Genomic DNA, 23,435 nt, shown 5'->3' on the forward strand with positions numbered 1-23,435 from the left:
CGTTTCGTGGAAGTTCTACGTCAGGCGCGGTCGGGCTGGCAGACCGGGCACCAGTAGGTGACCCGCTCGCCCAGTTCCTCCTTGCGGATGGCGGTCCCGCAGCGCCGGCACGGCTGGGCCCGGCGGCCGTAGACGTAACTGGTGCCGCCCCGGCGCAGCACCCCCGTCGTGCTCTGCGTCCAGCGGCCCCGGTTCGCCGCGAGCAGCCGCTGGGCCAGCGCGACGGTGCCGGGCAGGTCCGGCACCGCGCGGACCGGCGTCCAGGGGGACACCCCGCGCAGGAACAGCACCTCGCACTTGTAGAGGTTGCCCACCCCGGCGAGGTTGCGCTGGTCGAGCAGCGCCTCACCGATGGTGCGCTCCGGCTCGGCGGCGAGCCGGCGTACCGCCTCGTCGGCGTCCCAGTCCGGGCCGAGCAGGTCCGGGCCGAGGTGACCGACGAGCGACTCCTCCTCGGCCGTCGCCACCAGCGCCAGCTCGTGCAGGTGGTAGCCGACGGCGACCGCGCCGGGGGAGCGGAGCACCACGCGGATCAGGTGCGCCGGCCGCGCCGTCCAGCGTTCGCCCGGGGTGTACGCGCGCCAGACGCCGTCCATTCGCAGGTGCGAGTGCAGCGTCCACTGCCCGCCGGTGGGCGCGGTGAGGCGCAGCAGCAGGTGCTTGCCCCGGCTGGCCGACTCGCGCACGGTCCAGCCGGCCAGGTCGGTGGCGGCGAGCTGCGGCACGCGGAAGTCGGACCCGGTGAGCCGGGCCCCGGCGAGCGCGCGATCCAGGACGCGCGCGGTGTTCCAGACGGTGTCGCCTTCGGGCACCTCGCCATTGTCCCCTACCGAACAGAATTCGCATGTGTCGCCATTTGTACTGAGGTTCCACTTGATCAGCGGAAACGCAACGATCAGGGGGTTCTGAGGAGAATGCTGATGGCTCATTCTGGACGTCGTATCGTCGTCGCCCTGACTGCCCTGCTCACCGTCGCCGCCGGCCTGCCCGGCACGCCCGCGTCGGCCGCGCCCCCGTCCACCGTCGTGCCGGCACGCGCCGGCGCGCCCGACCCCGAACGCTGGTCCGTCGACCTCGCCGTCGCCGGCGGCGACGACGTCAACGTCGCCTGGCGTTCCGGCCGCCTCCGGCTGGCCGACCCCCGCCCCACCGCCCGCACCCGCCCGGCCGCCGTGGGCGGCCCGGTCGCCGAGGGCATCCTGCTCTCCGCGCCGCGCGTCCTGGACCGGCCCGCCACCCGGGTACGCGCCCGGCTCACCGCGAGCACCGGCGACGGGGGCACGGCGGTGGCCCAGGTACGCGGCTGGCGCGCCCGGGGCTGGACCGAGTGGCGGGACGCCGCCGAGGCCGTGTTCGACGAGCCGGTCCGCCGGGTGCAGGCGCGCGTCGTGCTGACCACCCGGGACGCCGCCTCGGAGGCCACGGTGACCGGCCTGACGCTGGCCGCCGACCGGGTCGCCACCACGGCGGTCCAGCCGGCCGCCGCGCTCACCTACCGGGTGTACGCGACCCGGATCGGCCTGGTCGGCGGCACCACCGCCAACGGGCACACGGTGCGCGCCCGGGACCACTTCGCGGCGCTGCCCAGCCGGCGCGGACTGTCCCCGCGCGGCACCGGCGACTACACCGTCAAGGTCTGCACCACCAGCGGAAGCCGCTGCGAGTACGCCCCGGTCTGGGACGTCGGCCCGTGGAACACCCGCGACGACTGGTGGAACCCGTCGTCCATCCGGGAGAACTGGAAGGACCTGCCGCGCGGGCGGCCCGAGGCCCAGGCGGCGTACCAGAGCAACTACAACGGCGGGCTGGACCAGTTCGGACGCACCGTGCGCAACCCGGCCGGGCTGGACCTGGCCGACGGCACGTTCTGGGACGGGCTGCGGCTCACCGACAACGCGTGGGTGGACGTGACGCTGCTGTGGACAGGCGGCGGGGCACGGGCCGTCGTCGGCTCCGGGCCGCTGAACCTGCGCGCCGGGGCGGGCACCTCGTACGCCAGCCGCGGTCTGGCCGCCACGTACGCCCACGTGCCGGTGCAGTGCTACGTGACCGGCCAGCGGATCGCCGGCACGTACCGCACGACGACGCGGTGGTACCGCCTGGTCGGCGGCACCTACGTCAGCCACGCGTACCTGTCCTCGATCTACGGCGGCACAGTCCCCCGCTGCTGACCCCCCTCGCCCGCCCCGCCCTCGCCCGCCCCTGACCCCCGTTGATCTTGCAGTTTCGGCCCTTTTCGTAAGGCATTTGTCCTTTGTGTCGGGGCACCAACTGCAAGATCGCGGGGGTCAGGGTGCGGGGGGTGAGGGCGCGGGTCAGGGGGTGGTGAGGGTGATGAGGGCGCCTGGGGTGGTCTTGAGGGTGTCGGCGGCTCGGCCGGTGTTCACCGCTATGGCGACCAGGCCGGCGGAGTCGACGTAGACCACCAGGGCGCCGGGTGGTGCGTCGCCGAAGGTGCGGCCGTGGACCGCCTCGTGGCCGTTCACCAGCACCCGGGGCGGCAGGCCGTCGAGCAGCGCGCCGGGCGCGGCGAGCTGGACGTTGCCGAAGTGGTCGACGGTCAGCACCTCGGCGGTGAGGCCGCCGGTCCCGGCGCGGACCACCGGTTCCGGCAGCCGGACCAGCGTGCCCGGATCCACCGCCGGCCCGGCCCCGCCGAGCGGCGCGCCCAGCGCCAGCCGGGCGGCCACCGGCGCGAACACGTCCCGCCCGTGGAACGTGCGGGAGACGACGGGGCCGAGCCAGTCCGGGTTGGTCAGCTCCACCGCGGCGCTCACCCCGCCGAGCGCCTCCGCGGCCGGAACGAGGAGCCCGTTGTCCGGCCCGACGAGCAGCCCGCCGGGCGCGGCGAGCGCGAGCCCGCGCCGAGTGGTGCCGACGCCCGGGTCGACCACCGCGACGTGCACGCCCCACGGCAGGTACGGCACTGTCTGCGCGAGCACCGCCGCGCCCCGGCGCACGTCGGCGGGTGGGATCAGGTGCGTCACGTCGATCACCCGGACGGCCGGGGCGAGCCGGGCCAGCACCCCGTGGCACGCCGCCACGAACCCGTCGGCCAACCCGTAGTCGGTGGTCAGCGAGACACAGCTCGGACCGCCGCCCGTCGGCCGCGCGTCGTCCGGCGTCGTTCGGCCCTGGCCTCCGGCGGCCGGGGCGCGTTCGTCCGCGCCGCTCATAGCTGGTCCGCCCCGGTCAGGTGCCGGGCCAGGCGCAGCTCGTCGTGCAGCGGGATGCCGTCCGCGCCGACGTGCGGGATCGTCGGCTTGAGCGCCCGGGCCCGGTCGACAGCGCCCGCGTCCACCGCGACGATGCGCAGCCCTCGGCGCTGGTAGAAGCGCAGCGCGCCCAGGTTGTCGTTCGTGGTGACCAGCCAGATCCGGTCCGCCCCGGCGGCAGTGGCCGCCTCCTCGGCGGCGGCCAGCAGCGCGGTGCCGGCGCCGTTGCCCGGGGCCGAGGCGGCCAGGCTCACCACTTCCAGCCCGTCGGCGTCGACCCGGTACGCCAGCGCCCCGGCGAACGCGCCGGTTTCGTCCACCGCGACCAGCGTGGACAGGTCACTCAGGTCGTAGCGGGTGTCGTGGACCACCACGATCGGCCCGCCCCACTCCCGCTCGTGCAACGCCGCCAGCGCCGCGCGGTCCTCCTCGCGCGCCTGGCGTACCCGGATCGAGGCCACCGGCACACCCTACGTTCCCGCTCCTCGGAACTCCGGGCGGTCAGCCGCGCAGCCGCAGGCCGCGCGGGGTGGCGCGGAAACCGGCGGCGGTGAGCGCGTCGCGCAGCGGGGACGCGTTCACGGCCTCGCCGTCGGCGCGTTCCACCGAGATCGCGCCCAGCGCGCCGGAGTGCACCGCGTCCGCGAGCGCCTTGCCGGCCGCGCCGAGCGTGTCGGTGTCGTCGGTGAACGACAGGATCGTCCGGCCGCCCCGCTCGACGTAGAGCACCACGTCACCACCGACCAGTACGACGAGCGCGCCCGCCTTGCGCCCGGCCCGGTGCCCGGTGGCCGGTGCCGCGCCGTCCCCGGAGTCGACCACGCGCTCGGGCCAGGGCAGCGCCGCGCCGTACGGGTTCGCCGGGTCGGTGGCGGCGAGCACCACCGCCGGGCCGCCCCGGCCCTGGTTGTCGTCGGCGAGCGCCCGGATCCGGTCGACCGCGCCGGGCACCGCGAACTGTGCCGCGCCCAGCCCTTCGACGAAGTAGCCGCGCCGGGCCGCCCCGCGTTCCTCCAGTGCGGACAGCACCGGGTAGACCCCGGCGAAACCGCCGGTGACCTGTTCGGCCACGACCGCGCCCCGGGTCACCACGCCGTGGCGTTCCAGCAGCAGGTCGGCCAGGGCAGCCGCTCGGCGGGTGGGATCGCTGTCGCGTTCGGGCAGCCGGGACCAGCGGCCGGCCATTGTGGGCGGGCCGCCCCGGCTGGGCAGCGCCACCCGGCCGGGCCGGCGGTAGCGGGTGCGCGGCGCCGAGGGCCGGGACCGGTGTGCCCCGCCCGCGCCGAGCGCGGCCCGCAGCGGGGCGAGCGTGTCGTTCGTGAGGTGACCGGCCCACACCAGGTCCCACACCGCGCCCGACAGGGCGGCGTCGTCGGTGGCCCCGACCCGGTCGGAGAGCGAGCGGAAGAACAGCGCCTGCCCGTCGGCGAGCGCGTCGAGCACGGATTCGTGCAGCGGGGCCAGCGTCAGCGCCTCGTCCGGCGGGGGAAGCAGCAGCGGCGCGGCGTCGGCGTACACGAGCGTCACCCACCCGTCGCCGCCGGAGATCGCGCCCGCGCCGGCCCACACCACCTCGCCGCTGGCGCACAGCTCGTCGAGCTGGGCGGGGGAGTAGTCGGCGACCCGGGCGGGCAGCACCAGACGTTCCAGGGCGGACGCCGGCACGTTCACGCCCTGCAACTGTTCGAGGGCGGCGGCGACGGCCTCGACGCCCCGGGCCGACGAGCCGACCTGCTGCCATCGGGGCAGGAACGTGGCGAGCGCGCGTGGCGGCACCGGTTCGATCTCCCGGCGCAGGGCGGCCAGGGAGCGGCGGCGCAGCAGGCGCAGCACCTCCGCGTCGCACCACTGCGTGCCGACCGTGTCCGGGGCGAACTCGCCGGAGACCACCCGGCCGTTCGCGGCGAGCCGCCGCAGCGCCTGCTCCACCACGAACACGCCGAGCCCGAACCGGGCGGCGCAGGTGGCCGCCGCGAACGGGCCGTGCGTGCGGGCGTACCGGGCGACCAGGTCGGTGAGCGGATCTGCCACCGGCGCCAGGTACGCCTCGGCGACTCCGACGGGCAGCGCGACGCCGAGCGCGTCGCGCAGCCGGGCGGCGTCCTCCACGACGACCCAGCGGTCCTCGCCGGCGATGCGGACCCGCAGGACCCGCCGGGCCGCCGCCAGCTCGTCGGTCCAGGATTCCGGCACGCCCCGCTCGGCCAGCTCGGCCGGGCTCAGGTCGCCGACCACGCGCAGCAGCTCGACCACGTCCTCCGCGTCACGGGGGCGGCGCTGCTCGGTGAGCCAGCGCAGTTGGCGGGCGGTCTCGGCGAGCACCTCCGGGTCGAGCAGTTCCCGCAGGTCGACCCGGCCGAGCAGCTCGCCGAGCAGGCCGGAGTCGAGCGCCAGCGCGGCGGCCCGCCGCTCGGCCAGCGGGGCGTCGCCCTCGTAGAGGAACGCGCCGACGTACCCGAACAGCAGCGACCTGGCGAACGGCGACGGGCGCTCGGACTCGACCTCGACCAGGCGTACCTTGCGGGCGGCCAGGTCACGCATCAGCTCAGCCAGGGCGGGCTGGTCGAAGACGTCCTGGAGGCACTCCCGGGCTGCTTCCAGCGTCACCGGGAAGTCGGCGTACTCGCGGGCCACGTCGAGCAGTTGCGCCGCGCGCTGGCGCTGCTGCCACAGCGGCTGCCGCCGTCGGGGGTCGCGGCGGGGCAGCAGCAGCGACCGGGCCGCGCACTCCCGGAACCGGGACGCGAACAGCGCGGACGTGCCGACCGACTCCTCGACGAGCTGGGCGATCTCGTCCGGCTCGAAGACGACCACGTCGGCGCCGGGCGGTGTCTCGGCGGTGTCCGGCAGGCGGACCACGATGCCGTCGTCGGAGGGCATGACCTGGGCGTCCACGCCGTACCGCTCGGCCAGCCGGCGGCCGATCGCGAGCGCCCACGGGCCGTTGACGCGCGCGCCGAGGACCGAGTGCACGGCGAGCCGCCAGTCGCCCAGCTCGTCGCGGAACCGTTCGACCACCACCGTCCGGTCGTCCGGCAGCGACCGGGTGGCCGCCTTCTGCTCGCGCAGGTAGTTCATCAGGTTGCCGGCGGCCCAGTCGTCCAGCCCACCGGCGCGCAGCGCCGCCACCGCGTCGGCGTCGGACTGCCGCAGCAGCGCCCGCACCCGGGCGCCGATCGCCCGGCCCAGCTCGACCGGGCGGCCGAGCTGGTCGCCCTTCCAGAACGGCATCCGGGCGGCCTGGCCGGGCGCGGGGGAGACCAGCACCCGGTCGGGGGTGATCTCCTCGATCCGCCAGGACGACGAGCCGAGCAGGAACACGTCACCCACCCGGGACTCGTAGACCATCTCCTCGTCCAGCTCGCCCACCCGCGCGGCCCGCTCCGCGCCGGCCAGGAAGACCCCGAACAGGCCCCGGTCGGGGATGGTGCCGCCGCTGGTCACGGCGAGCCGCTGAGCGCCGGGGCGGCCGGTCAGCACGTCGGTGGCGCGATCCCAGACCAGCCGGGGACGCAGTTCGGCGAACGCGGTGGACGGGTAGCGCCCGGAGAGCATGTCGAGCACCGCGTGCAGCGCCGAGTCCGGCAGCTCCGCGAACGGCGCCGCCCGCCGGACCAGCACGGCGAGGTCGCCGAGCCGCCACGGCTCCAGCGCCACCATCGCGACGATCTGCTGGGCCAGCACGTCGAGCGGGTTGCGCGGGTAGTGCAGCTCCTCGATCGCCCCGATGCCCATCCGCTCGGCCACCACCGTGCACGAGAGCAGGTCGCCCCGGTGCTTGGGGAAGACGACGCCGCGCGAGACCGCGCCCACCTGGTGCCCGGCGCGACCCACCCGTTGCAGCCCGGCGGCCACGCTCGGCGGCGCCTCGATCTGCACCACCAGGTCGACAGCGCCCATGTCGATGCCCAGCTCCAGGCTGGACGTGGCGACCACGGCGGGCAGCCGGCCGGACTTGAGCGCCTCCTCGATCTGCTTGCGCTCCTCGCGGGACACGCTGCCGTGGTGCGCCCGGGCGATCACCGCCGGCGCCCCGGCCGCCGCGCCGGACTGCGCCATCACCTCGGCCGGCTGCCGCGGCGCGCGTACCGGCCCCACCGGCCCGCCGAACGCCCCCCGCCGCGCCCTGCCGCCATCGCCCGGACCACTGACGTCTGGCCCTGCGCCGTCCCCTGGACCGCCGTCGCCGGCCGCCGGGCCGTCGGCTCCGGGCAGCAGACCGGATACGCGCACCGGCTCCCCGCCCCGGGCCACGCGGCTGCCCTCCGGCGCGGACGCCGCCTCGATCTCCTCGGCGGCCAGCTCGTTGAGCCGGGCGCAGAGGCGTTCGGCGCTGCGCCGGGAGTTGGTGAAGACGATCGTCGACCGGTGTGCGCGGATCAGCGAGAACACTCGCTCCTCGACGGCCGGCCAGATCGAGGGACGGCGGGGAGCGAGCCCGCCCAGGTCGTCCTCCGGTGGCTCCTGCTCGTCGAGGCGGGTCATGTCCTCCACCGGGACCTGGACGCTCACCTCGATGGTCTTGTCGGCCGGTGGCTGCACGACGTCGACCGGGCGGGCACCGCCGAGGAAACGGGCGCACACGTCGATCGGCCGAACCGTCGCGGAGAGCCCGATCCGCTGGGCGGGCCGCTCCAGCAGCGCGTCGAGGCGTTCCAGGGACAGCGCGAGGTGGGCGCCGCGCTTGGTGCCCGCCACCGCGTGCACCTCGTCCAGGATGACCGTGTCCACTCCGCGCAGCGAGTCGCGGGCGGCGGAGGTGAGCAGCAGGAACAGCGACTCGGGCGTGGTGATGAGGATGTCCGGCGGGGTGCGGGCGAAGGCGCGGCGCTCGTCGGCCGGGGTGTCGCCGGTACGCATGCCGACTGTGACGTCGGGCGGCGCCAGGCCGAGCCGGGCGGCGGCCTGGCGGATGCCGGTGAGCGGGGCGCGCAGGTTGCGCTCGACGTCGACCGCGAGGGCCTTGAGCGGGCTGACGTAGAGCACGCGGCAGCGTCGGCGGGGGTCGGCCGGCGGAGGTTCCTTGGCGAGCCGGTCCAGCGACCAGAGGAAGGCCGCGAGCGTCTTGCCGGAGCCGGTCGGTGCGACGACCAGGGCGTTGCGTCCGGCGGCCACCGAACGCCAGGCGCCCTGCTGAGCCGGGGTGGGCGCGGCGAACGCCGCGGTGAACCACTCCCGGGTCGCCGCGCCGAACTCCTTGAGCACCCCGCCTGACCGGGTCACCTCGTCCGCCACGACCCCATCCTGCCGCGCCGGTGTGACATCCGGCCGATCGCCGGAGCGTTCTGTCCCGACGACGGCGTTCAGGAAGGGAAATGGGAGGTTATTCCGTTAAGTCTTACTTAACTGGTTGCTTGTGGGCTGCAACATAAAGTAACTTCACTCGCGATGCGGCGTGGGCTGGAGGGCGTGGATGACCGTCGAGGAACGAGGCTCCGGGCCCGGCACCGACCTGCTCCTCCGGCAGGTCGACGGCCGGCTGGCCGCGCTCCGCGCCGGGCTGCGCGGTCCCGACCTGGAACTCGCCGAGGATCTGGCCCGCCGACTGCGCGAGATGATCCTCGCCACCGCCCGTTCCAGCGCTGCCGACCGGGCGCGCGTGCGGGCCGCTGTGCACTACTTCGTCCAGCGCCGGGAGAGCCGGGACGCCCGGCTGCCGCTGCGGTCGCTCGCCGTCGCCCAGCGCGCCGTCGACCGGGCCGCCCGCCAGTTGGACTCCACCACCCTGTCCTGACCAGCCCAGCCAGCCCAGCCGGTCCACCCGTCCCAGCGGGCCCAGCCGGTCCACCGGGCCCAGCCGGTCCACCCGTCCCACCGGGCCCAGCCGGTCCACCGGGCCCAGCCGGTCCACCGGGCCCAGCCGGTCCACCGGGCCCAGCTGGTCCACCGGGCCCGCCCGGCGGCCGAACCGCGGGAGGGTCGGGGTGGGTGACCCCACCGGCGGCCTCCGGCGCGGCCCGCTCCTGCCCCCACTGCCCCGCCTCCGGCGGCGCAATTCGGGTGCCCCCACCCTCCCCCCACCCGCCGCCCCACTTCCGCGGTGATCAAGGAGTTTGGGTGGTGAGGAGTGCTGTCTCCGGACACAAACTCCTTGATCAACGCGAGAGGGGCGGGGCTGGGGCGGCGGGGAGGGTGGCGTGGTGGGAGGTGGGGGTGGGGGGAAGGGTGGCTTTTGGGGAAACGGGCGCGGTTAGGGGTGTTTGTGGCGTCTGATCGGTTGTGTCCCAGCGTGTTCCGGCGCGCTGTCACCTCGACCGGGAGTACGCGTGCTCGTCCTGCTGATCGTGCACCTGGTGGCGGCGCTGCTCGCCCCGCTGCTGGTCCGCCGGTGGGGTCCGCGCGCCTGCCTGCTGCTCGCGCTCGCCCCGGCCGCCACAGCGGTCTGGGCGGCGGCCCACACCGGGGCGGTACGCGACGGCGGCGCGGTGGTCGAGACGTACCCCTGGATCCCGCAGCTTCAGTTCGACGTGGCGCTGCGGGTCACCACGCTGTCCTGGCTGATGCTGCTGCTGGTCGGCGGCGTCGGCGCGCTGGTGCTGGTCTACTCCGCCCGCTACTTCGAGCCCGGGTCGGTCGGGCTGGCCCGGTTCGCCGCCGTCATGGTGGCCTTCGCCGGGGCGATGCTCGGCCTCGTCGTCTCCGACGACCTGCTGCTGCTCTACGTCTTCTGGGAACTGACCACGGTCTTCTCGTACCTGCTGATCGGGCACAGCACCGAGCGCCGGTCCAGCCGGTGGGCGGCCGCGCAGGCGCTCACCGTGACCACGCTGGGCGGCCTGGCCATGCTCGTCGGGTTCCTGATGCTCGGCCACCACGCGGGCGGCTACCGCTGGTCGTCGGTGGCGTCCGCGCCGCTGCCCGGCGGCGGGTACCTGGCGCTGGCGGTGCTGCTCGTCCTCGCCGGGGCGCTGGCGAAGTCGGCGGTGTTCCCGTTCAACGCGTGGCTGCCGGTGGCGATGGCCGCGCCGACACCGGTCAGCGCGTACCTGCACGCGGCGGCGATGGTGAAGGCCGGCATCTTCCTCATCGGACTGCTCGGCCCGGCGCTCGCCGCGGCCGGACCGTGGCGGCCGGTCACCGTCGTCGCCGGACTGGTCTCGCTGGTGCTGGGCGGCTGGGCGGCGCTGCGGCAAACCGACCTGAAGCTGCTGCTGGCGTACGGGACGGTCAGCCAGCTCGGCCTGCTCGCCGTGGTGTTCGGGGCGGGCACATCGAAGGCGGCGCTGGCCGGCGTGGCGATGCTGGCGGCGCACGCGCTGTTCAAGGCGGCGCTGTTCCTGGTCGTCGGCATCCTCGACCACGAGGCGGGCACCCGCGACCTGCGGGACCTGTCCGGTGTGGGGCGGGCCGCGCCGGTGCTGGCGACTGTCGCCACGCTCGCCGCCGCCTCGATGGCCGGCGTGCCGCCGCTGCTCGGGTTCGTGGCCAAGGAGTCGGTGCTCGCCGCGTTCACCGGCGACCCGCTCGTGCTCGTCGTGCTGGTGGCGGGCAGCGCGCTCACCGTCGCGTACAGCATCAGGTTCGTCTGGGGCGCGTTCGGCACCCGGCCCGGCGTCGCCGACACGGCTGTGGACCGGCCGCCCGCCGCGATGCTCGTACCCCCGGCGTTGCTCGCCGTGGCCGGGCTCGCCGCCGGCCCGGCCGCCGGGTGGCTCAGCGGCCTGTTCGAGCCGTACGCGGAGCTGTTCGGACCGGTCGAGGAGCACCTGGCGCTCTGGCACGGGCCGACAGTGGCGCTCGGCCTCTCCGCCCTCGTGCTGGCCGGCGGCGTGGCGCTGCACCTGGTCCGCGGCCCGCTCGCGCCCGCGCTGGCGCGGCTGCGCTCGCCAGTGGGCGGCAACCAGGGGTACGAGTGGGTGACGCACGGCTTCGACCGGCTCGCCATCGAGGTAACCGGCGCCACCCAGCGCGGTTCGCTGCCGCAGTACCTCGGCACGGTGCTGCTCGCGCTGGTGTTCGTGCCCGGCGGGGCGATGCTCGCCACCGCGCCCTGGCGGGTCGACCTGGCGGCCTGGGACAACCCGGCCCAGCTCGTGGTCTGCGTGGTGATCGCGGTCGCCGCGCTGCTCGCGGTCGGCGCGCGTCGCCGGCTCACCGCGATGCTGCTGGTCGGGGTCACCGGCTACGGCACCGCGATGATGTTCGTCCTGTACGGCGCGCCGGACGTGGCGCTCACCCAGTTCCTGGTGGAGACCGCCACGATCGCCGTGTTCGTGCTGGTGCTGCGCCGGCTGCCGGAACGCTTCTCGGCCCGTCCGCTGCGCCGCAGCCGCTGGGTGCGGCGCGGCATCGGGATCGCCGCCGGAGTGGTGATGGCCGGTCTGGCGCTGACCGCGGCCGGAGCCCGCCGGGCGCCGTCGATCTCCGCCGACTTCCCCCAGCTCGCCCTCGTCGAGGGGTACGGCCGCAACGTCGTGAACGTGACCCTGGTGGACATCCGGGCCTGGGACACCATGGGGGAGATCTCGGTGCTCGTGGTGACCGCGACCGGCGTGGCCAGCCTGATCTACGAGCGTTCCCGCACCGGGCCGCGTCCGCGCCGCCCCCGGCCGCTCGCGATGCGCGCCGGTGACCGGCGCACGGTGTGGCTGCGCGGCGGGCAGACGCTGCCGGAGCGGCGCCGCTCGATCGTGTTCGAGGTGGTCACCCGACTGATCTTCCACACCGTACTGATCTTCTCGCTGTTCCTGCTCTTCTCCGGGCACAACGCCCCCGGCGGCGGTTTCGCCGGCGGCCTGGTGGCGGGCCTCGCGCTGGCCCTGCGTTACCTGGCCGGCGGCCGGTACGAGCTGGCCGAGGCGGCACCGGTCGGGGCCGGCACGGTGCTCGGCGCGGGCCTGGGCATCTCGGTCGGCAGCGGCGTGCTCGGCCTGGTGCTGACCGGCGAGGTGCTGCAGAGCGTCAAGGTCGGCCTGTGGCTGCCGGTGATCGGCGACTTCTACCTGGTCACGTCGATCTTCTTCGACATCGGCGTCTACCTGGTGGTGGTCGGGCTGCTGCTGGACATCCTGCGCAGCCTGGGCGCCGAGGTGGACCGGCACGTGGAGGCCGCCGGTGAGGCGGGACGCGGGCTGGTCGTCCAGCGGGACGGGCCATCGTGAGCGCGAGGAGTGAGCCGGGTTTGCGAGCCCCGCAGTCGCGAACAGAGGTGGCACCCGTGAGCGCGAGGAGTGAGCCGGGTTTGCGAGCCCCGCAGTCGCGAACAGAGGTTGCTCAGTGAGCAGGGGCGCGGCCGCGCCGACGATGGTGCTGGTGCTGGCGGTCGGGGTGCTCGTCGCCGCCGGTGTCACGCTGCTGCTGGAACGCAGCCTGACCCGGATCCTGCTCGGCATCATCATGCTCGGCAACGGCGTGAACCTGCTCATCCTGCTCGGCGGGCGAGCCGGCGCCGCACCGTTCGTCGGCTCCTCCCCGCAGGGTGAGATGAGCGACGCGCTGCCCCAGGCCATGGTGCTCACCGCAGTGGTGATCACGTTCGGGCTGACCGCGTTCCTGCTCGCTGTCGCGTATCGCAGCTGGTTCACCAGCGGCGACGACGAGGTGCAGGACGACCTGGAGGACCGGCAGATCGTCCGGCTCGCCGAGAGCAACGAGGTGTCCACTGCGGACCACGGCGGCGAGGGCCCGGACGACGACCCGGAGCAGGTGGACCCGGAGCCGACCCGTCGGCGGTTGCGCCGGGACGGTGACACATGAGTGCCCTGGTGCCGCTGCCGGTGGTGGTGCCGCTGCTCGGCGCGGCGCTGACACTCCTGCTGTCCGGGCGGCCCCGCCTGCAGCGATGGACGAGCGTGCTCTGCCTGTCCAGCGTCCTGGTGGTGGCGGCGGTGCTGCTGGTCGAGGCGTACCGGTTCGGCCCGGTGGTGGTGCAGGTGGGCGGCTGGCCGGCGCCGGTGGGCATCGTGCTGGTGGCCGACCAGCTGGCGGCGCTGATGGTGCTGGTCTCCTCGGCGGTGACGCTGTGCGTGCTGCTCTACTCGATCGGCCAGGGCCGGGGGGAGACCGGCGAGACCGCGCCGGTGAGCATCTACCACCCCACGTACCTGGTGCTGACCGCGGGCGTGACGAACGCCTTCCTGGCCGGGGACCTGTTCAACCTTTTCGTCGGCTTCGAGATCCTGCTCGCCGCGAGCTTCGTGCTGATCACGCTGGGCGGCACCGAGGTGCGGCTGCGTACCGGGTCGACGTACGTGGTGGTCAGCGTCCTGTCGTCGCTGCTGTTCCTGTCCGCGGTGGGCCTGGTGTACGCGGCCACCGGCACGCTGAACATGGCGCAGCTCGCCGGCCGGCTGGACGCGTTGCCGTCGGGCGTACGCCTGACCCTGCAACTGATGCTGCTGCTCGCGTTCGGGATCAAGGCGGCGGTGTTCCCGCTGTCGGCGTGGTTGCCGGACAGCTACCCGACCGCGCCCGCGCCGGTGACTGCCGTCTTCGCGGGCCTGCTCACCAAGGTCGGCGTGTACGCGATCATCCGCACCGAGACGCTGCTGTTCCCCGGCGGCCAGGTCGCCGGCCTGCTGATGGTGGTGGCCGGCCTGACCATGGTGGTCGGCATCCTCGGCGCGGTGGCCCAGTCGGACCTCAAGCGGCTGCTCTCCTTCACGCTGGTCAGCCACATCGGCTACATGATCTTCGGGGTGGCGCTGAGCAGCGTCGCCGGACTGTCCGGGGCGATCTTCTACGTGGTGCACCACATCACCATCCAGACCACGCTGTTCCTGGTCGCCGGCTTGGTCGAGGAACGCGCGGGCAGCACCGACCTGCGCCGCATCGGCGGGCTGGCGCGGATCGCCCCGATGCTCGGCGTGCTCTTCTTCGTCCCGGCGATGAACCTGGCCGGCATCCCGCCGTTCTCCGGCTTCCTCGGCAAGCTCGGCCTGCTCCAGGCCGGGGTGGCGGCGGGCGGGACGCTGCCCGCCGTGCTCGTCGGGGCCGGCACGCTGACCAGCCTGCTCACCCTGTACGCCGCGTCCCGGGTGTGGAACATCGCGTTCTGGCGTGAGCCCCGGCTGGCCTCCACCACCGTGCCGGCCCGGCTGCCCGGCCTGATGGTCGGCGCCACCACCGCCCTGGTCGCGCTCGGCGTGCTGTTCACGCTGGCGGCCGGGCCGCTGTTCCAGGTCACCGCGGACGCGGCCGCCGACCTGCGCGAACGCACCCCGTACGTGCGGGCGGTCCTGCCCCAGGACGTGCCATGACCGACGACCTGCCCCCGGGCCGGGGCGCGACCGGGGAGCCGGAGGGCGTACCCCGGGCCGTGCCCGAGCCGGACGGGCCGATGCCGGTGGTGGGCCGGGGTGGGCGGCGCCGCGACCAGGCGCTCGCGCTCGGCTGGCTCGTCGTCGCCTGGATGCTGCTGTGGGGCGACGTGTCCTGGGGCAACCTGATCGCCGGGCTGGTGGTCGGCGTGGCCGTACTGGTGTTCTTCCCGCTGCCGCCGGTCACCTTCGGCGGCCGGTTCCGCCCCCGCGCGCTGCTGGTCTTCCTGACCACCTTCATCGCGGAGCTGGTGAGCGCCAGCCTGCACGTCGCCGCCGTGGCGCTGCGCTTCGGCTACCGCCCGCGCGGCGCGATCATCGCGGTGCCGCTGCGCGTGCGCACCGACCTCAACCTGGCGCTCACCGCCGAGGTGATCTCGCTGGTGCCGGGCACGCTGATCATTGACGTCGACCGGGTCGAGGGCGTGCTCTTCGTGCACGTGCTCGACGTGCGCGGCCCCCAGGACATCGCCGGCAGCCGCGAGCGCGTGCTCGCCGTCGAACGGCGCATCGTCCGCGCCATCGGATCTCCCGCCGAGGTACGTCAGCTCGACCTCGAACCCGTCGAACGGAGGAACCCGTGACCGTCCTGCTCGCCGGCGCGCTCACCGTGCTGCTCTCGGCCACCGCGCTGCTCGCCCTGGCCCGCATCTACCGCGGCCCGTCCCTGCTCGACCGGGTCGTCGCCGCCGACCTGCTGCTGACGGCGATGCTCGCCGCGGTGGGGGCGGAGGCCGCCGTCAACCGGCACGCCACCACGCTGCCCGTGCTCGTGGTGCTGTCCCTGCTCGGCTTCGTCGGTTCGGTGTCGCTGGTGCGCTTCGCGGTCCGGGCCGAATCATGAGCGCCGGCACGATCGCGGACTGGGCGGGTGGGGTGCTGCTGCTGGCCGGCGCCGCGCTGGGGCTGGTCGCCGGCATCGGGCTGGTCCGCTTCCCGGACGTGCTGGACCGGATGCACACGGCCACCAAGCCGCAGGTGCTCGGCGTCCTGCTGCTCCTGGCCGGGCTGGCGTTGCGCCTGCGTACCCCATCGGACCTGGGCATGCTGGTCCTGGTGGCGCTCTTCCAGCTCTCCACCGCGCCGGTCGCCGCACAGATGATCGGGCGGGCGGCCTACCGGTCCGGCCGGGTCGACCGGAGCCTGCTGGACGTGGACGAGCTGGCCGGGCGGTGAACCGGACGTGGGGGAGGGTTCCCGGCACCCTCAGCGGACGTCCAGCGGGTACCGATAAAATGGGCCGCATGATCGACTCTCCTGCCCCGGAGGGCAGCAGTAGCCGGCCGGGTCGTACCCGGCGATTTCCCTCCCCGACGACCCCGGGAGCCCTGAACCTCCCGTGTTGATCCTCGTCGGTCTCCTTCTCATCACCGTTCTCACCGCCGCCACCGGTTACTTCGTGGCCCAGGAGTTCGGTTACGTCGCCGTGGACCGGGGCAAGCTCAAGCAGCTCGCCGACGGTGGCGATCGTGCCGCGTCCCGGGCCCTGGAGGTCACCGCGCGGCTCTCGTTCATGCTGTCCGGCGCCCAGCTGGGCATCACCGTGACCGCCCTGCTGGTCGGTTACGTCGCCGAGCCGTTCCTGGGCGCCGGGCTGGCCGACCTGCTCGGCCTCACCGGCATCTCCAGCACGGTGGCGTTGCCGCTGTCGGTGGCGCTGGCCCTGGTCATCGCCACAGTGGTGCAGATGGTCCTGGGTGAGCTCGCCCCGAAGAACCTGGCCATCGCGCGGGCCGAGCCGCTGGCCCGCGCGCTGTCCCGGTCCACCCTGATGTACCTGAAGATCGCCGGCCCGCTGATCACGCTCTTCGACCGGGCCGCGGTACGGCTGCTCCGCCGCATCGGCATCGAGCCGATCGAGGAGCTGCCCAGCGGCGCCACCCCGCAGGACCTGGAACAGATCATCGCCGAGTCCCGGGAGGAGGGGCACCTCGACGCCGAGATGTCCGACCTGCTGGACCGGGGCCTGGACTTCCGTGAGCTGACCGCCGGCGAGGCGATGGTGCCCCGCGTCGACGTGCACACCGTCCGGGCCGACGAGCCGGTCAGCCGGATCGTCGAGCTGCTGGACACCGGCCACTCCCGGTTCCCGGTGAGCGGCGCCGAGGGCGTCGACGACCTGATCGGCGTGGTCGGCATCGCCGACGTGCTCGGGGTGCCCCCGGCGGAACGCGCGACCACCCGGGTCGACGCGGTGGCCGTACCCCCGTTGCTGGTGCCCGAGACGCTGCCGCTGCCGACGGTGCTCGACCGGCTGCGGTCCGGGCACCGGCAGCTCGCCTGCGTGGTCGACGAGTACGGCGGCTTCGCCGGCGTGATCACGCTGGAGGACCTGGCCGAGGAACTGGTCGGGCCGATCCGCGACGAGGACGACCCGCCGGACCGGGCCGCGGCACGGCAGGAGGACGGCTCCTGGGTCGTCCCGGCGCGCTGGCGCATCGACGAGGTCGCCGACAGCACCGGCATCGAGCTGCCCGAGGCCCCCGAGTACGACACGCTCTCCGGTCTGGTGATGCGGGAGCTGGGGCGGGTGCCCGAGGTCGGTGACCGGCTGGAGATCCCGGTCGCGACCGACGGCGACGTGCCGGCGTCCGGCCCGCGGGTGCTGGTCGAGGTGCTCGCAGTGGACCGGCACGTGGCCGACTCGGTGCGGCTGCGGTCCACCGCCGACGTCTCCGGGGAGGGTGCGGCATGACCCCCGGGTTCGCGTTGTTCTTCTCCGTGGTGCTGCTGGCGCTCAACGGGTTCTTCGTGGCCGCCGAGTTCGCGCTCGTGGCGTCCAAGCGGTACCGGCTGGAACAGGCGGCCGCCGGTGGCGGCCGGGCTGCCCGCGCGGCGCTCGACGGCGTCCGCGAGCTGAGTCTGATGCTGGCCGGCGCGCAGCTCGGCATCACGCTGTGCACGCTGGGTCTGGGCGCGCTGGCGGAGCCGGCCATCGAGCGGCTGATCAGCCCGCTGCTGCACGCGGTCGGCCTGCCCGCCGCGGCCAGCCACGTGGTCGCGCTGGTGTTCGCGCTGTCCCTGGTGACGTTCCTGCACCTGGTGGTCGGCGAGATGGCCCCGAAGTCCTGGGCGATCACCGACGCCGAGCGTTCAGCGACGCTGCTGGCGCTGCCGTTCCGGGCCTTCGCCCGGATCGTCCGGCCGGTGCTCTCCGTGCTCAACGGGCTCGCGAACGCGATGCTGCGGCTGTTCGGCGTGCAGCAGCAGGACCAGCTGGCCCAGGTGCACGGCCCGGACGAGCTGCGCATCCTGCTGGAGCAGTCCCGGGAGCACGGGCTGCTCGGCGCCGAGCAGCACCAGCTGCTCAGCAGCATGCTGGAGCTTCAGGGCACCACAGTGGCGCAGGTGATGGAGCCGTTCGACCAGATCGTCACGGTACGCCGGGACGAGACCGCCGAGCGGATCGAGCACGTCTCCCGCGACAGCGGCCGGTCCCGGCTGGCCGTGGTCGACACCGGCGGCGAGGTGTGCGGCCTGGTCCACGTACGCGAGGCGGTGCGCGCCGTCACCACCGGCCGCCCGGCGACCGCGGAGGAGTTGATGACCAACGCCTTCACGCTGCCGGCCGAGGCGTCGGTGACCGAGGCGGTGGCTGCGATGCGGGCACAGCAGGCGCAGCTCGCGCTGGTGAGCAACGGCGGCGGGCCGACCCGCCCGATCGGGTTCGTCGCGCTGGAGGACCTGCTGGAGGAGGTCATCGGCGAGTTCGACGACGAGACCGACACGGTGCCGCGAGGCCGCCGGATGCGCTGAACGTCGTGATCAGTGCCGGCCCGGCGAGGTGGTGTCCCCATCTCGCCGGGCCGGCGTCGTTTCGGTAGATCGGCGTGGGCGGCGCGTCCGTTGCGGCGGCCGGCCTCCGCTTCGGCCGGGCATGGCCCGGCGGGCAGCGGGAATGCCCCGGCATGCGGTTGACCGGGGTGTCGCGGGACTCCGCCTGGAGCGGGCTCTCCGTGAGCACCGCCCTGCCCAATCCGAGCACCCGGCCGGGCCTGCGACTGCCGGGCCGGGTGACGCTCACCGCCGGTGACTCGGACGTCCCGGTCCGGCACATCCGGCTCGGGCTGGTCACGCAGGTCGAACCGGAGGACCCGGAGTCGCCGCGCCGGCTGGTGCAGTACCACCAGTGGCTGATCGCGGGGCGCTTCGTGGTGCCGGCCGGGCGGCGGCGGGCGGTCGACTTCGCCGTGCCGCTGCCGTGGGAGGCGCCGGTGACCACGTACGGCGGTGTGCCGTTGCTGACCCTGCGGACCGGGCTGCGTACCGAGGTGTCGGTGGACCCCGACGTCGACCAGGGCGCGATGGTGCCGGTCCTGATCCACCCGCTGCCCACGCAGCAGCACGTGCTCGCCGCGCTGGACACCCTGGGCTTCGCGATCCGGCAGGCGGGGCTTCGGCAGGGCCGCCTGCCGGGGGTGGAGCAGACGCTTCCGTTCCAGCAGTGGTTCGGGTTCTGGGCCGCGCCGCTCTACGCCGGCCCGCTGACCGAACTGGAAGTGATCATGCTGACCAACTCGGCCGGCATGGAGGTGCTGTTCTGGCTGGACCGGCGGCTGTCCCTGGCCGGGATCACCCACCAGAGCATCAGCCGGTTCCGGGTCTGGCACGCCGGGGCCGACCAGCGGGACTGGGTGGCCACGGTGGACGGCTGGCTGCGGCACGCCATCGACAGGCACGCGGCCGCGGCGGCGCACGCCGACTGGTCGGCCACGATCCGCGAGTCGGCGCACGTCAGCCGTCCCCCCGACCGCCCGGTCGCGCCGGGCTACGGCCTCGGGGGCACGGCCGGTGGCGCGGGCATCGGCGGCGGTGGCGGGGGCGGCGACGGGACGTGATCTCGTTAAGAAGGGACCCTTCCTCTACCGGAGGCGTTAAGAAGGGGCCCTTCCTTTCCGTCAGCCGGCGGCGAGCTTGAGGCTGAACCCGAGGAACAGCACCGCGACAGCTGTGGTCCCGCTCGCGGCCAGCCGACGGCGCTGCCGGAACTGGGCGGCCAGGAACGTGCCGGTGAAGATCAGCGCGGTCAGGTAGAGCGCGCTGGCGACCTGCGCGATCAGCCCGAGCAGCAGGAACGACAGCGCCGGCCACGCGTACCCGGGGTCGACGAACTGGATGAAGAACGAGACGAAGAACAGGATCGCCTTCGGGTTGAGCAGGCTGATCACCAGCGCCCGCCGGAACGGCTCCTGCGGCCCGGCCGGCTCGACCTCGTCGATCAGGCGCGGCGTGGCCGGGTCGTTGCGGTCGCGCCAGCGCCGCCACGCGCCGCGCAGCATGGCCAGCCCCAACCATCCGAGGTACGCCGCGCCGGCGTACTTGATCACCAGGTAGAGCGGCGGGTACGCCTGGAGCAGCGAGGCCACCCCGGCGGCGGAGAGGACCATCAGCACCGCGTCGCCGACGAACACCCCGGACGCGGCCCGGTAACCGGTGGCCACTCCCCGGCGGGCGGCGGTGGCCAGCACGAAGAGCGAGTTCGGGCCGGGCAGCAGCACGATCGCCACGGTGCCCAGCACGTACGTCCAGATGTCGGTGATCCCCAGCACGCCGGACATCATGACGCCACGGAGGCCCCCGGGCGAAGACGTTCCCGCAGGCTGGCCTGTGCGCTCGGCCACTCCTGCGCGAGCATCGAGTACTGCACGGTGTCCCGCCAGGAGCCGTCGGCGCGCTGCTTGTGCTGCCGCAGCACGCCCTCGCGGCTCGCGCCGAGCCGTTCGATGGCCCGCTGCGAGCGTTCGTTGCGGATGTCGGTGTGCCAGACCACGCGCACCGCGTCCAGCTCGTCGAAGGCCCGGCCCAGCAGGAGCAGCTTCGCCTCGGTGTTGACGCCGGTACGCCACCACGGGCGGCCCAGCCAGGTGTAGCCGATCGCCAGTGACCGGCGGACCGGGTCGATCTCGTAGTAGGAGGTCGTGCCGATCACCGCGCCGGTGGTGGCGCAGCGCTGTGCCCAGCACGCCTGCTCGCCGCGCTCCTGCGCGTCCAGGTAGCCGCTGATCACCCGGCGCATCTCGTCGGCGTCGGCGGGCTGCGTACCGCCCAGGTGCCGCCACACCTGCGGGTCGTCGGTGGCGGCGTACAGCTCGTCGGCGTGGGCGAGGTCGAGCGGCTCCAGCACCACGTGTTCGCCGCGCAGCACCGCCGGCTCGTGCCACGGTGAGCGGGCCGTGCGCAGGTACGCCGGCACCGGCGCGCTCACTCCGGGGGCGGGTTCGGGGCGGCCCAGCGTGAGCCGTAGCGGCACCACCCCGGCCCAGTACGGCAGCGCCTCGTCGGCCGGCTCGTCGTTCACCCCGCCGGTGCGTACCCGTACCGACACCTCCCGCAGCGGCAGCGCCAGCACCGCGGTCTCGGCCAGTTCGCGCCGGTTCGGCGGGCGGCTCTCGGCGGAGCGGCCGGTGGCCACCTTCTCCACCAGGGCGGTCATCACCGCCGCCTTCTCGTCGGCGTCCTCGACCAGCCGGGCGGTGCCGTGCGCCACCACGGACCGGTAGTTGGCGCTGTGGTGGAACTGCGACCGGGCGTAGACCAGCCCGTCGAGGTGGGTGACGGCGACGCAGACCGGCAGCCCGGCCTCGCCCCGGGCGGCCAGCAGTGGCCGGCTGCCGGTGGAGCCGTGCAGGTAGAGCGTGTCGCCGACGCGCACGTGCAGCGTCGGCAGGACGCGCGGCTCGCCGTCGACAGTGAACGACAGCGCGCAGTGATACGCCTCGTCGAGCAGCGCGTGCGCGGTGGCCGCGTCGTAGTGCATCCGGTCGCGGACGCGGGTGGCTGTGGTGCGGGGGGGTCGGAGGGTACATGTGACATCCCACCTTTGTTCTAGTACAATCACCAAACTGTGGCAGCACATTATCAGGTCAGCGGGTCCACGTCGGCCGCGATTTCGGCGAGCGTCGAATCGGGCATCCGCAGCGGTGACCTCGCGCCGGGCGACGCCCTGCCCGCCGTCCGGGCGCTCGCCGCCGGACTCGGCGTCAGCCCGGCCACAGTCGCGAAGGCGTACCAGGAACTGCGGCAACGCGGCCTGGTCGCGACCGCCGGCCGGCACGGCACCCGGGTCCGCCCCCGCCCGCCGGTGGCCGCCCGCCGCGCCGCGCTGCTGCCCCCGCCGCTGACCGGTGGGCGCGACCTCTCCGCCGGTCAACCCGACCCCCGGCTGCTGCCCCCGCTCGGGCCGCACCTCGCCGCGCTCGCCGCCGAGATCGGACCCCCCGGCGGGTACGCGACCGACGCGACGCTGCCCGACCTGGCCGCCCTGGCCCGGGAGCGGCTCGCCGCGGACGGCGTGCCAGAAGGCGCGCTCACAGTCACCGGCGGCGCGCTCGACGGCATCGAGCGGCTGCTCGCCGCCCACCTGCGCCCCGGCGACGCGGTGGCGGTGGAGGACCCGGGCTGGGCCAACCTGCTCGACCTGATCGCCGCGCTCGGGCTGCGTGCCGTCGGCGTGCCGGTGGACGACGACGGCCCCACCGTCGGCGGCGTCCGGGCGGCGCTGGCCGCCGGGGTCCGGGCGCTCGTGGTGACCAGCCGGGCCCAGAACCCGACCGGCGCAGCCGTCTCCGCCGACCGTGCGGCGGCGCTGCGAACGCTGCTGGACGGTCGCGCCGACCTGCTGCTGATCGAGGACGACCACGCCGCCGAACTGGCCCGCGTACCCCTTCACCCGCTCGCCGGGGCGACACCGGCGTGGGCCTTCGTCCGGTCGGTGAGCAAGCCCTACGGGCCCGACCTGCGGCTCGCCGTGCTGGCCGGCGACGAGGCCACAGTGGCCCGGGTGGCCGGCCGGGCGCGGGTCGGCGCCGGCTGGGTGTCCACGGTGCTGCAACGCCTGGTCGTGTCACTCTGGCGCGACCCGGCCACGGCCGATCTGGTACGGCGCGCGGCGGACAGCTACGACCGGCGGCGCGACGGGCTGGTGGCCGCGCTGGCCGCGCGCGGGGTGGCCGCGCACGGGCGTACCGGGATCAACGTCTGGGTGCCGGTGCCCGACGAGACGGTGGCGGTCACGACGGCGCGCGACGCCGGATGGTCGGTGGCGCCCGGCCGGCTCTACCGCATCGCCGCCGACCCCGCCGTGCGCGTCTCGGTGAGCGCGCTGGACGAAGCCGGCATCCCCGCGCTCGCCGACGCGCTCACCGCCGGAAGGAAGGGCCCCCTCTTAACGCATTCGGTATAGGAAGGGCCCCTTGTTAACACCTCCCGCAGAGCGCGGCGGGCCGCTCGCGTGCGCGGCGGCGGACGGGGTAGAACGATCGGCATGGCCGAGACCGAGAGCGCACCCGGAGCGCAGGAGTTCATCCCGCCGTCGGCGGACACCATCGACGAGCTGCGCGCCGCCGCAACCGGCTGCCAGGGCTGCGAGCTGTACCGGGACGCCACCCAGACCGTCTTCGGCCGCGGTGACGAGCACGCCCGCGTGGTCTTCGTCGGCGAGCAGCCGGGCGACATCGAGGACCAGAAGGGACTGCCGTTCGTCGGCCCGGCCGGACGGCTGCTGCGCAAGGCCGTCGACGACGCCGCGCTCGACCCCGCCCAGATCTACCTGACCAACGCCGTGAAGCACTTCCGCTTCGAGCTGCGCGGCAAGCGGCGCATCCACCAGACCCCCGACCGGGTGCACGTCACCGCCTGCCGGCCCTGGCTGGTCGCCGAGTTCGCCCGGCTGCGCCCGGAGATCGTGGTGGTGCTCGGCGCCACCGCCGCCAAGGCGCTGCTCGGCCCGAGCTTCCGGGTGACGAAACAACGCGGTGAGCTGCTGCCCTGGCCGGCCGCCGCGCAGCACCCGGAGGACTTCGAACGGGTGCCGGTGGACCGGACGGGCGCGGTCGCCGACGCCCCGGCGGCCCGGCTGCTGGCCACCATCCACCCGTCCGCGGTGCTGCGCGCCGACAACCAGGACGTCGCGTACGAGGGCCTCGTCGCCGACCTGAAAGTGGCCGCCAAGGCGCTGCGCTGA

General features: G+C 74.6%; 18 protein-coding genes and 1 pseudogene. 13 read left to right on the forward strand and 6 right to left on the reverse strand.

Features of this window, described 5'->3' with window-relative positions; genetic code table 11:
- Positions 1-20: 20 nt before the first annotated feature.
- Positions 21-812, reverse strand: a complete 792-nt coding sequence (locus MicB006_RS07615; RefSeq protein WP_116504836.1) for a DNA-formamidopyrimidine glycosylase family protein — start codon at positions 810-812, stop codon at positions 21-23.
- Positions 813-920: 108 nt separating this feature from the next.
- Between MicB006_RS07615 and MicB006_RS07620 the strand changes: the two genes are divergently transcribed.
- Complete coding sequence (locus MicB006_RS07620; RefSeq protein ID WP_116511242.1) at positions 921-2,171, forward strand: hypothetical protein; 1,251 nt, start codon at positions 921-923, stop codon at positions 2,169-2,171.
- 144 nt (positions 2,172-2,315) lie between these two features.
- Here MicB006_RS07620 and MicB006_RS07625 read toward each other — a convergent pair whose 3' ends face one another.
- Genes MicB006_RS07625 through MicB006_RS07635 form a run of 3 tightly spaced genes read right to left on the reverse strand, consistent with a single transcriptional unit; the run spans position 2,316 to position 8,450 of the window.
- Positions 2,316-3,176: an S-adenosyl-l-methionine hydroxide adenosyltransferase family protein gene (locus tag MicB006_RS07625; RefSeq protein WP_225980674.1), complete on the reverse strand. Its 861-nt coding sequence runs from the start codon at positions 3,174-3,176 to the stop codon at positions 2,316-2,318.
- Entirely contained in the window at positions 3,173-3,676 is a 504-nt protein-coding gene (locus MicB006_RS07630) for a GNAT family N-acetyltransferase (RefSeq protein ID WP_116511246.1), read from the reverse strand. Before MicB006_RS07630 ends, MicB006_RS07625 begins: the two co-directional genes overlap by 4 nt.
- Positions 3,677-3,716: 40 nt before the next feature.
- Positions 3,717-8,450, reverse strand: a complete 4,734-nt coding sequence (locus tag MicB006_RS07635) for a DEAD/DEAH box helicase (protein WP_116504838.1) — start codon at positions 8,448-8,450, stop codon at positions 3,717-3,719.
- A 178-nt stretch (positions 8,451-8,628) separates the two neighbouring features.
- Between MicB006_RS07635 and MicB006_RS07640 the strand changes: the two genes are divergently transcribed.
- The 10 genes from MicB006_RS07640 (at position 8,629) to MicB006_RS07690 (ending at position 19,311) form a co-directional block, all read left to right on the forward strand.
- Positions 8,629-8,949, forward strand: a complete 321-nt coding sequence (locus MicB006_RS07640) for a hypothetical protein (RefSeq protein ID WP_116504840.1) — start codon at positions 8,629-8,631, stop codon at positions 8,947-8,949.
- Positions 8,950-9,481: 532 nt separating this feature from the next.
- Positions 9,482-12,316, forward strand: a complete 2,835-nt coding sequence (locus MicB006_RS07645; RefSeq protein ID WP_116504842.1) for a Na+/H+ antiporter subunit A — start codon at positions 9,482-9,484, stop codon at positions 12,314-12,316.
- A 115-nt stretch (positions 12,317-12,431) separates the two neighbouring features.
- Entirely contained in the window at positions 12,432-12,911 is a 480-nt protein-coding gene (locus tag MicB006_RS07655; RefSeq protein WP_116504844.1) for a Na(+)/H(+) antiporter subunit C, read from the forward strand.
- Entirely contained in the window at positions 12,908-14,413 is a 1,506-nt protein-coding gene (locus tag MicB006_RS07660) for a Na+/H+ antiporter subunit D (RefSeq protein WP_116504846.1), read from the forward strand. The genes MicB006_RS07655 and MicB006_RS07660 overlap by 4 nt, the downstream gene beginning before the upstream one ends.
- Positions 14,410-15,057, forward strand: coding sequence for a Na+/H+ antiporter subunit E (locus MicB006_RS07665; RefSeq protein ID WP_116504848.1), 648 nt, complete (start codon positions 14,410-14,412; stop codon positions 15,055-15,057). Before MicB006_RS07660 ends, MicB006_RS07665 begins: the two co-directional genes overlap by 4 nt.
- Positions 15,054-15,317 carry a monovalent cation/H+ antiporter complex subunit F gene (locus MicB006_RS07670; RefSeq protein WP_116504850.1) on the forward strand — a complete coding sequence of 88 codons (264 nt, stop codon included), beginning with the start codon at positions 15,054-15,056 and terminating at the stop codon, positions 15,315-15,317. Before MicB006_RS07665 ends, MicB006_RS07670 begins: the two co-directional genes overlap by 4 nt.
- Positions 15,314-15,649, forward strand: coding sequence for a monovalent cation/H(+) antiporter subunit G (gene mnhG, locus MicB006_RS07675; protein WP_116504851.1), 336 nt, complete (start codon positions 15,314-15,316; stop codon positions 15,647-15,649). The genes MicB006_RS07670 and mnhG overlap by 4 nt, the downstream gene beginning before the upstream one ends.
- A gap of 163 nt (positions 15,650-15,812) precedes the next feature.
- Positions 15,813-17,168, forward strand: coding sequence for a hemolysin family protein (locus tag MicB006_RS07680; RefSeq protein ID WP_116504853.1), 1,356 nt, complete (start codon positions 15,813-15,815; stop codon positions 17,166-17,168).
- Positions 17,165-18,229: a hemolysin family protein gene (locus MicB006_RS07685; RefSeq protein ID WP_116504855.1), complete on the forward strand. Its 1,065-nt coding sequence runs from the start codon at positions 17,165-17,167 to the stop codon at positions 18,227-18,229. The genes MicB006_RS07680 and MicB006_RS07685 overlap by 4 nt, the downstream gene beginning before the upstream one ends.
- A gap of 152 nt (positions 18,230-18,381) precedes the next feature.
- A complete protein-coding gene (locus tag MicB006_RS07690; RefSeq protein WP_116504857.1) occupies positions 18,382-19,311 on the forward strand; it encodes a sporulation protein in 930 nt (309 codons plus the stop codon).
- Between the two features lie 60 nt (positions 19,312-19,371).
- Here the strand turns inward: MicB006_RS07690 and leuE are convergent, their stop codons facing one another.
- Both leuE and MicB006_RS07700 read right to left on the reverse strand, forming a co-directional pair.
- Entirely contained in the window at positions 19,372-20,034 is a 663-nt protein-coding gene (gene leuE / locus MicB006_RS07695) for a leucine efflux protein LeuE (RefSeq protein WP_073830236.1), read from the reverse strand.
- Positions 20,031-21,279: pseudogene (locus tag MicB006_RS07700) on the reverse strand (bifunctional pyridoxamine 5'-phosphate oxidase family protein/GNAT family N-acetyltransferase). The gene leuE and the pseudogene MicB006_RS07700 overlap by 4 nt, the downstream one beginning before the upstream one ends.
- 38 nt (positions 21,280-21,317) lie before the next feature.
- Between MicB006_RS07700 and MicB006_RS07705 the strand changes: the two are divergent.
- A complete protein-coding gene (locus MicB006_RS07705) occupies positions 21,318-22,655 on the forward strand; it encodes an aminotransferase class I/II-fold pyridoxal phosphate-dependent enzyme (protein WP_116504861.1) in 1,338 nt (445 codons plus the stop codon).
- A gap of 81 nt (positions 22,656-22,736) precedes the next feature.
- A complete protein-coding gene (locus MicB006_RS07710) occupies positions 22,737-23,435 on the forward strand; it encodes a UdgX family uracil-DNA binding protein (RefSeq protein WP_116504863.1) in 699 nt (232 codons plus the stop codon).

The sequence above is a fragment of the Micromonospora sp. B006 genome, from assembly GCF_003408515.1.
In the GTDB taxonomy this organism is placed as follows: Bacteria; Actinomycetota; Actinomycetes; order Mycobacteriales; family Micromonosporaceae; genus Micromonospora; species Micromonospora echinospora_A.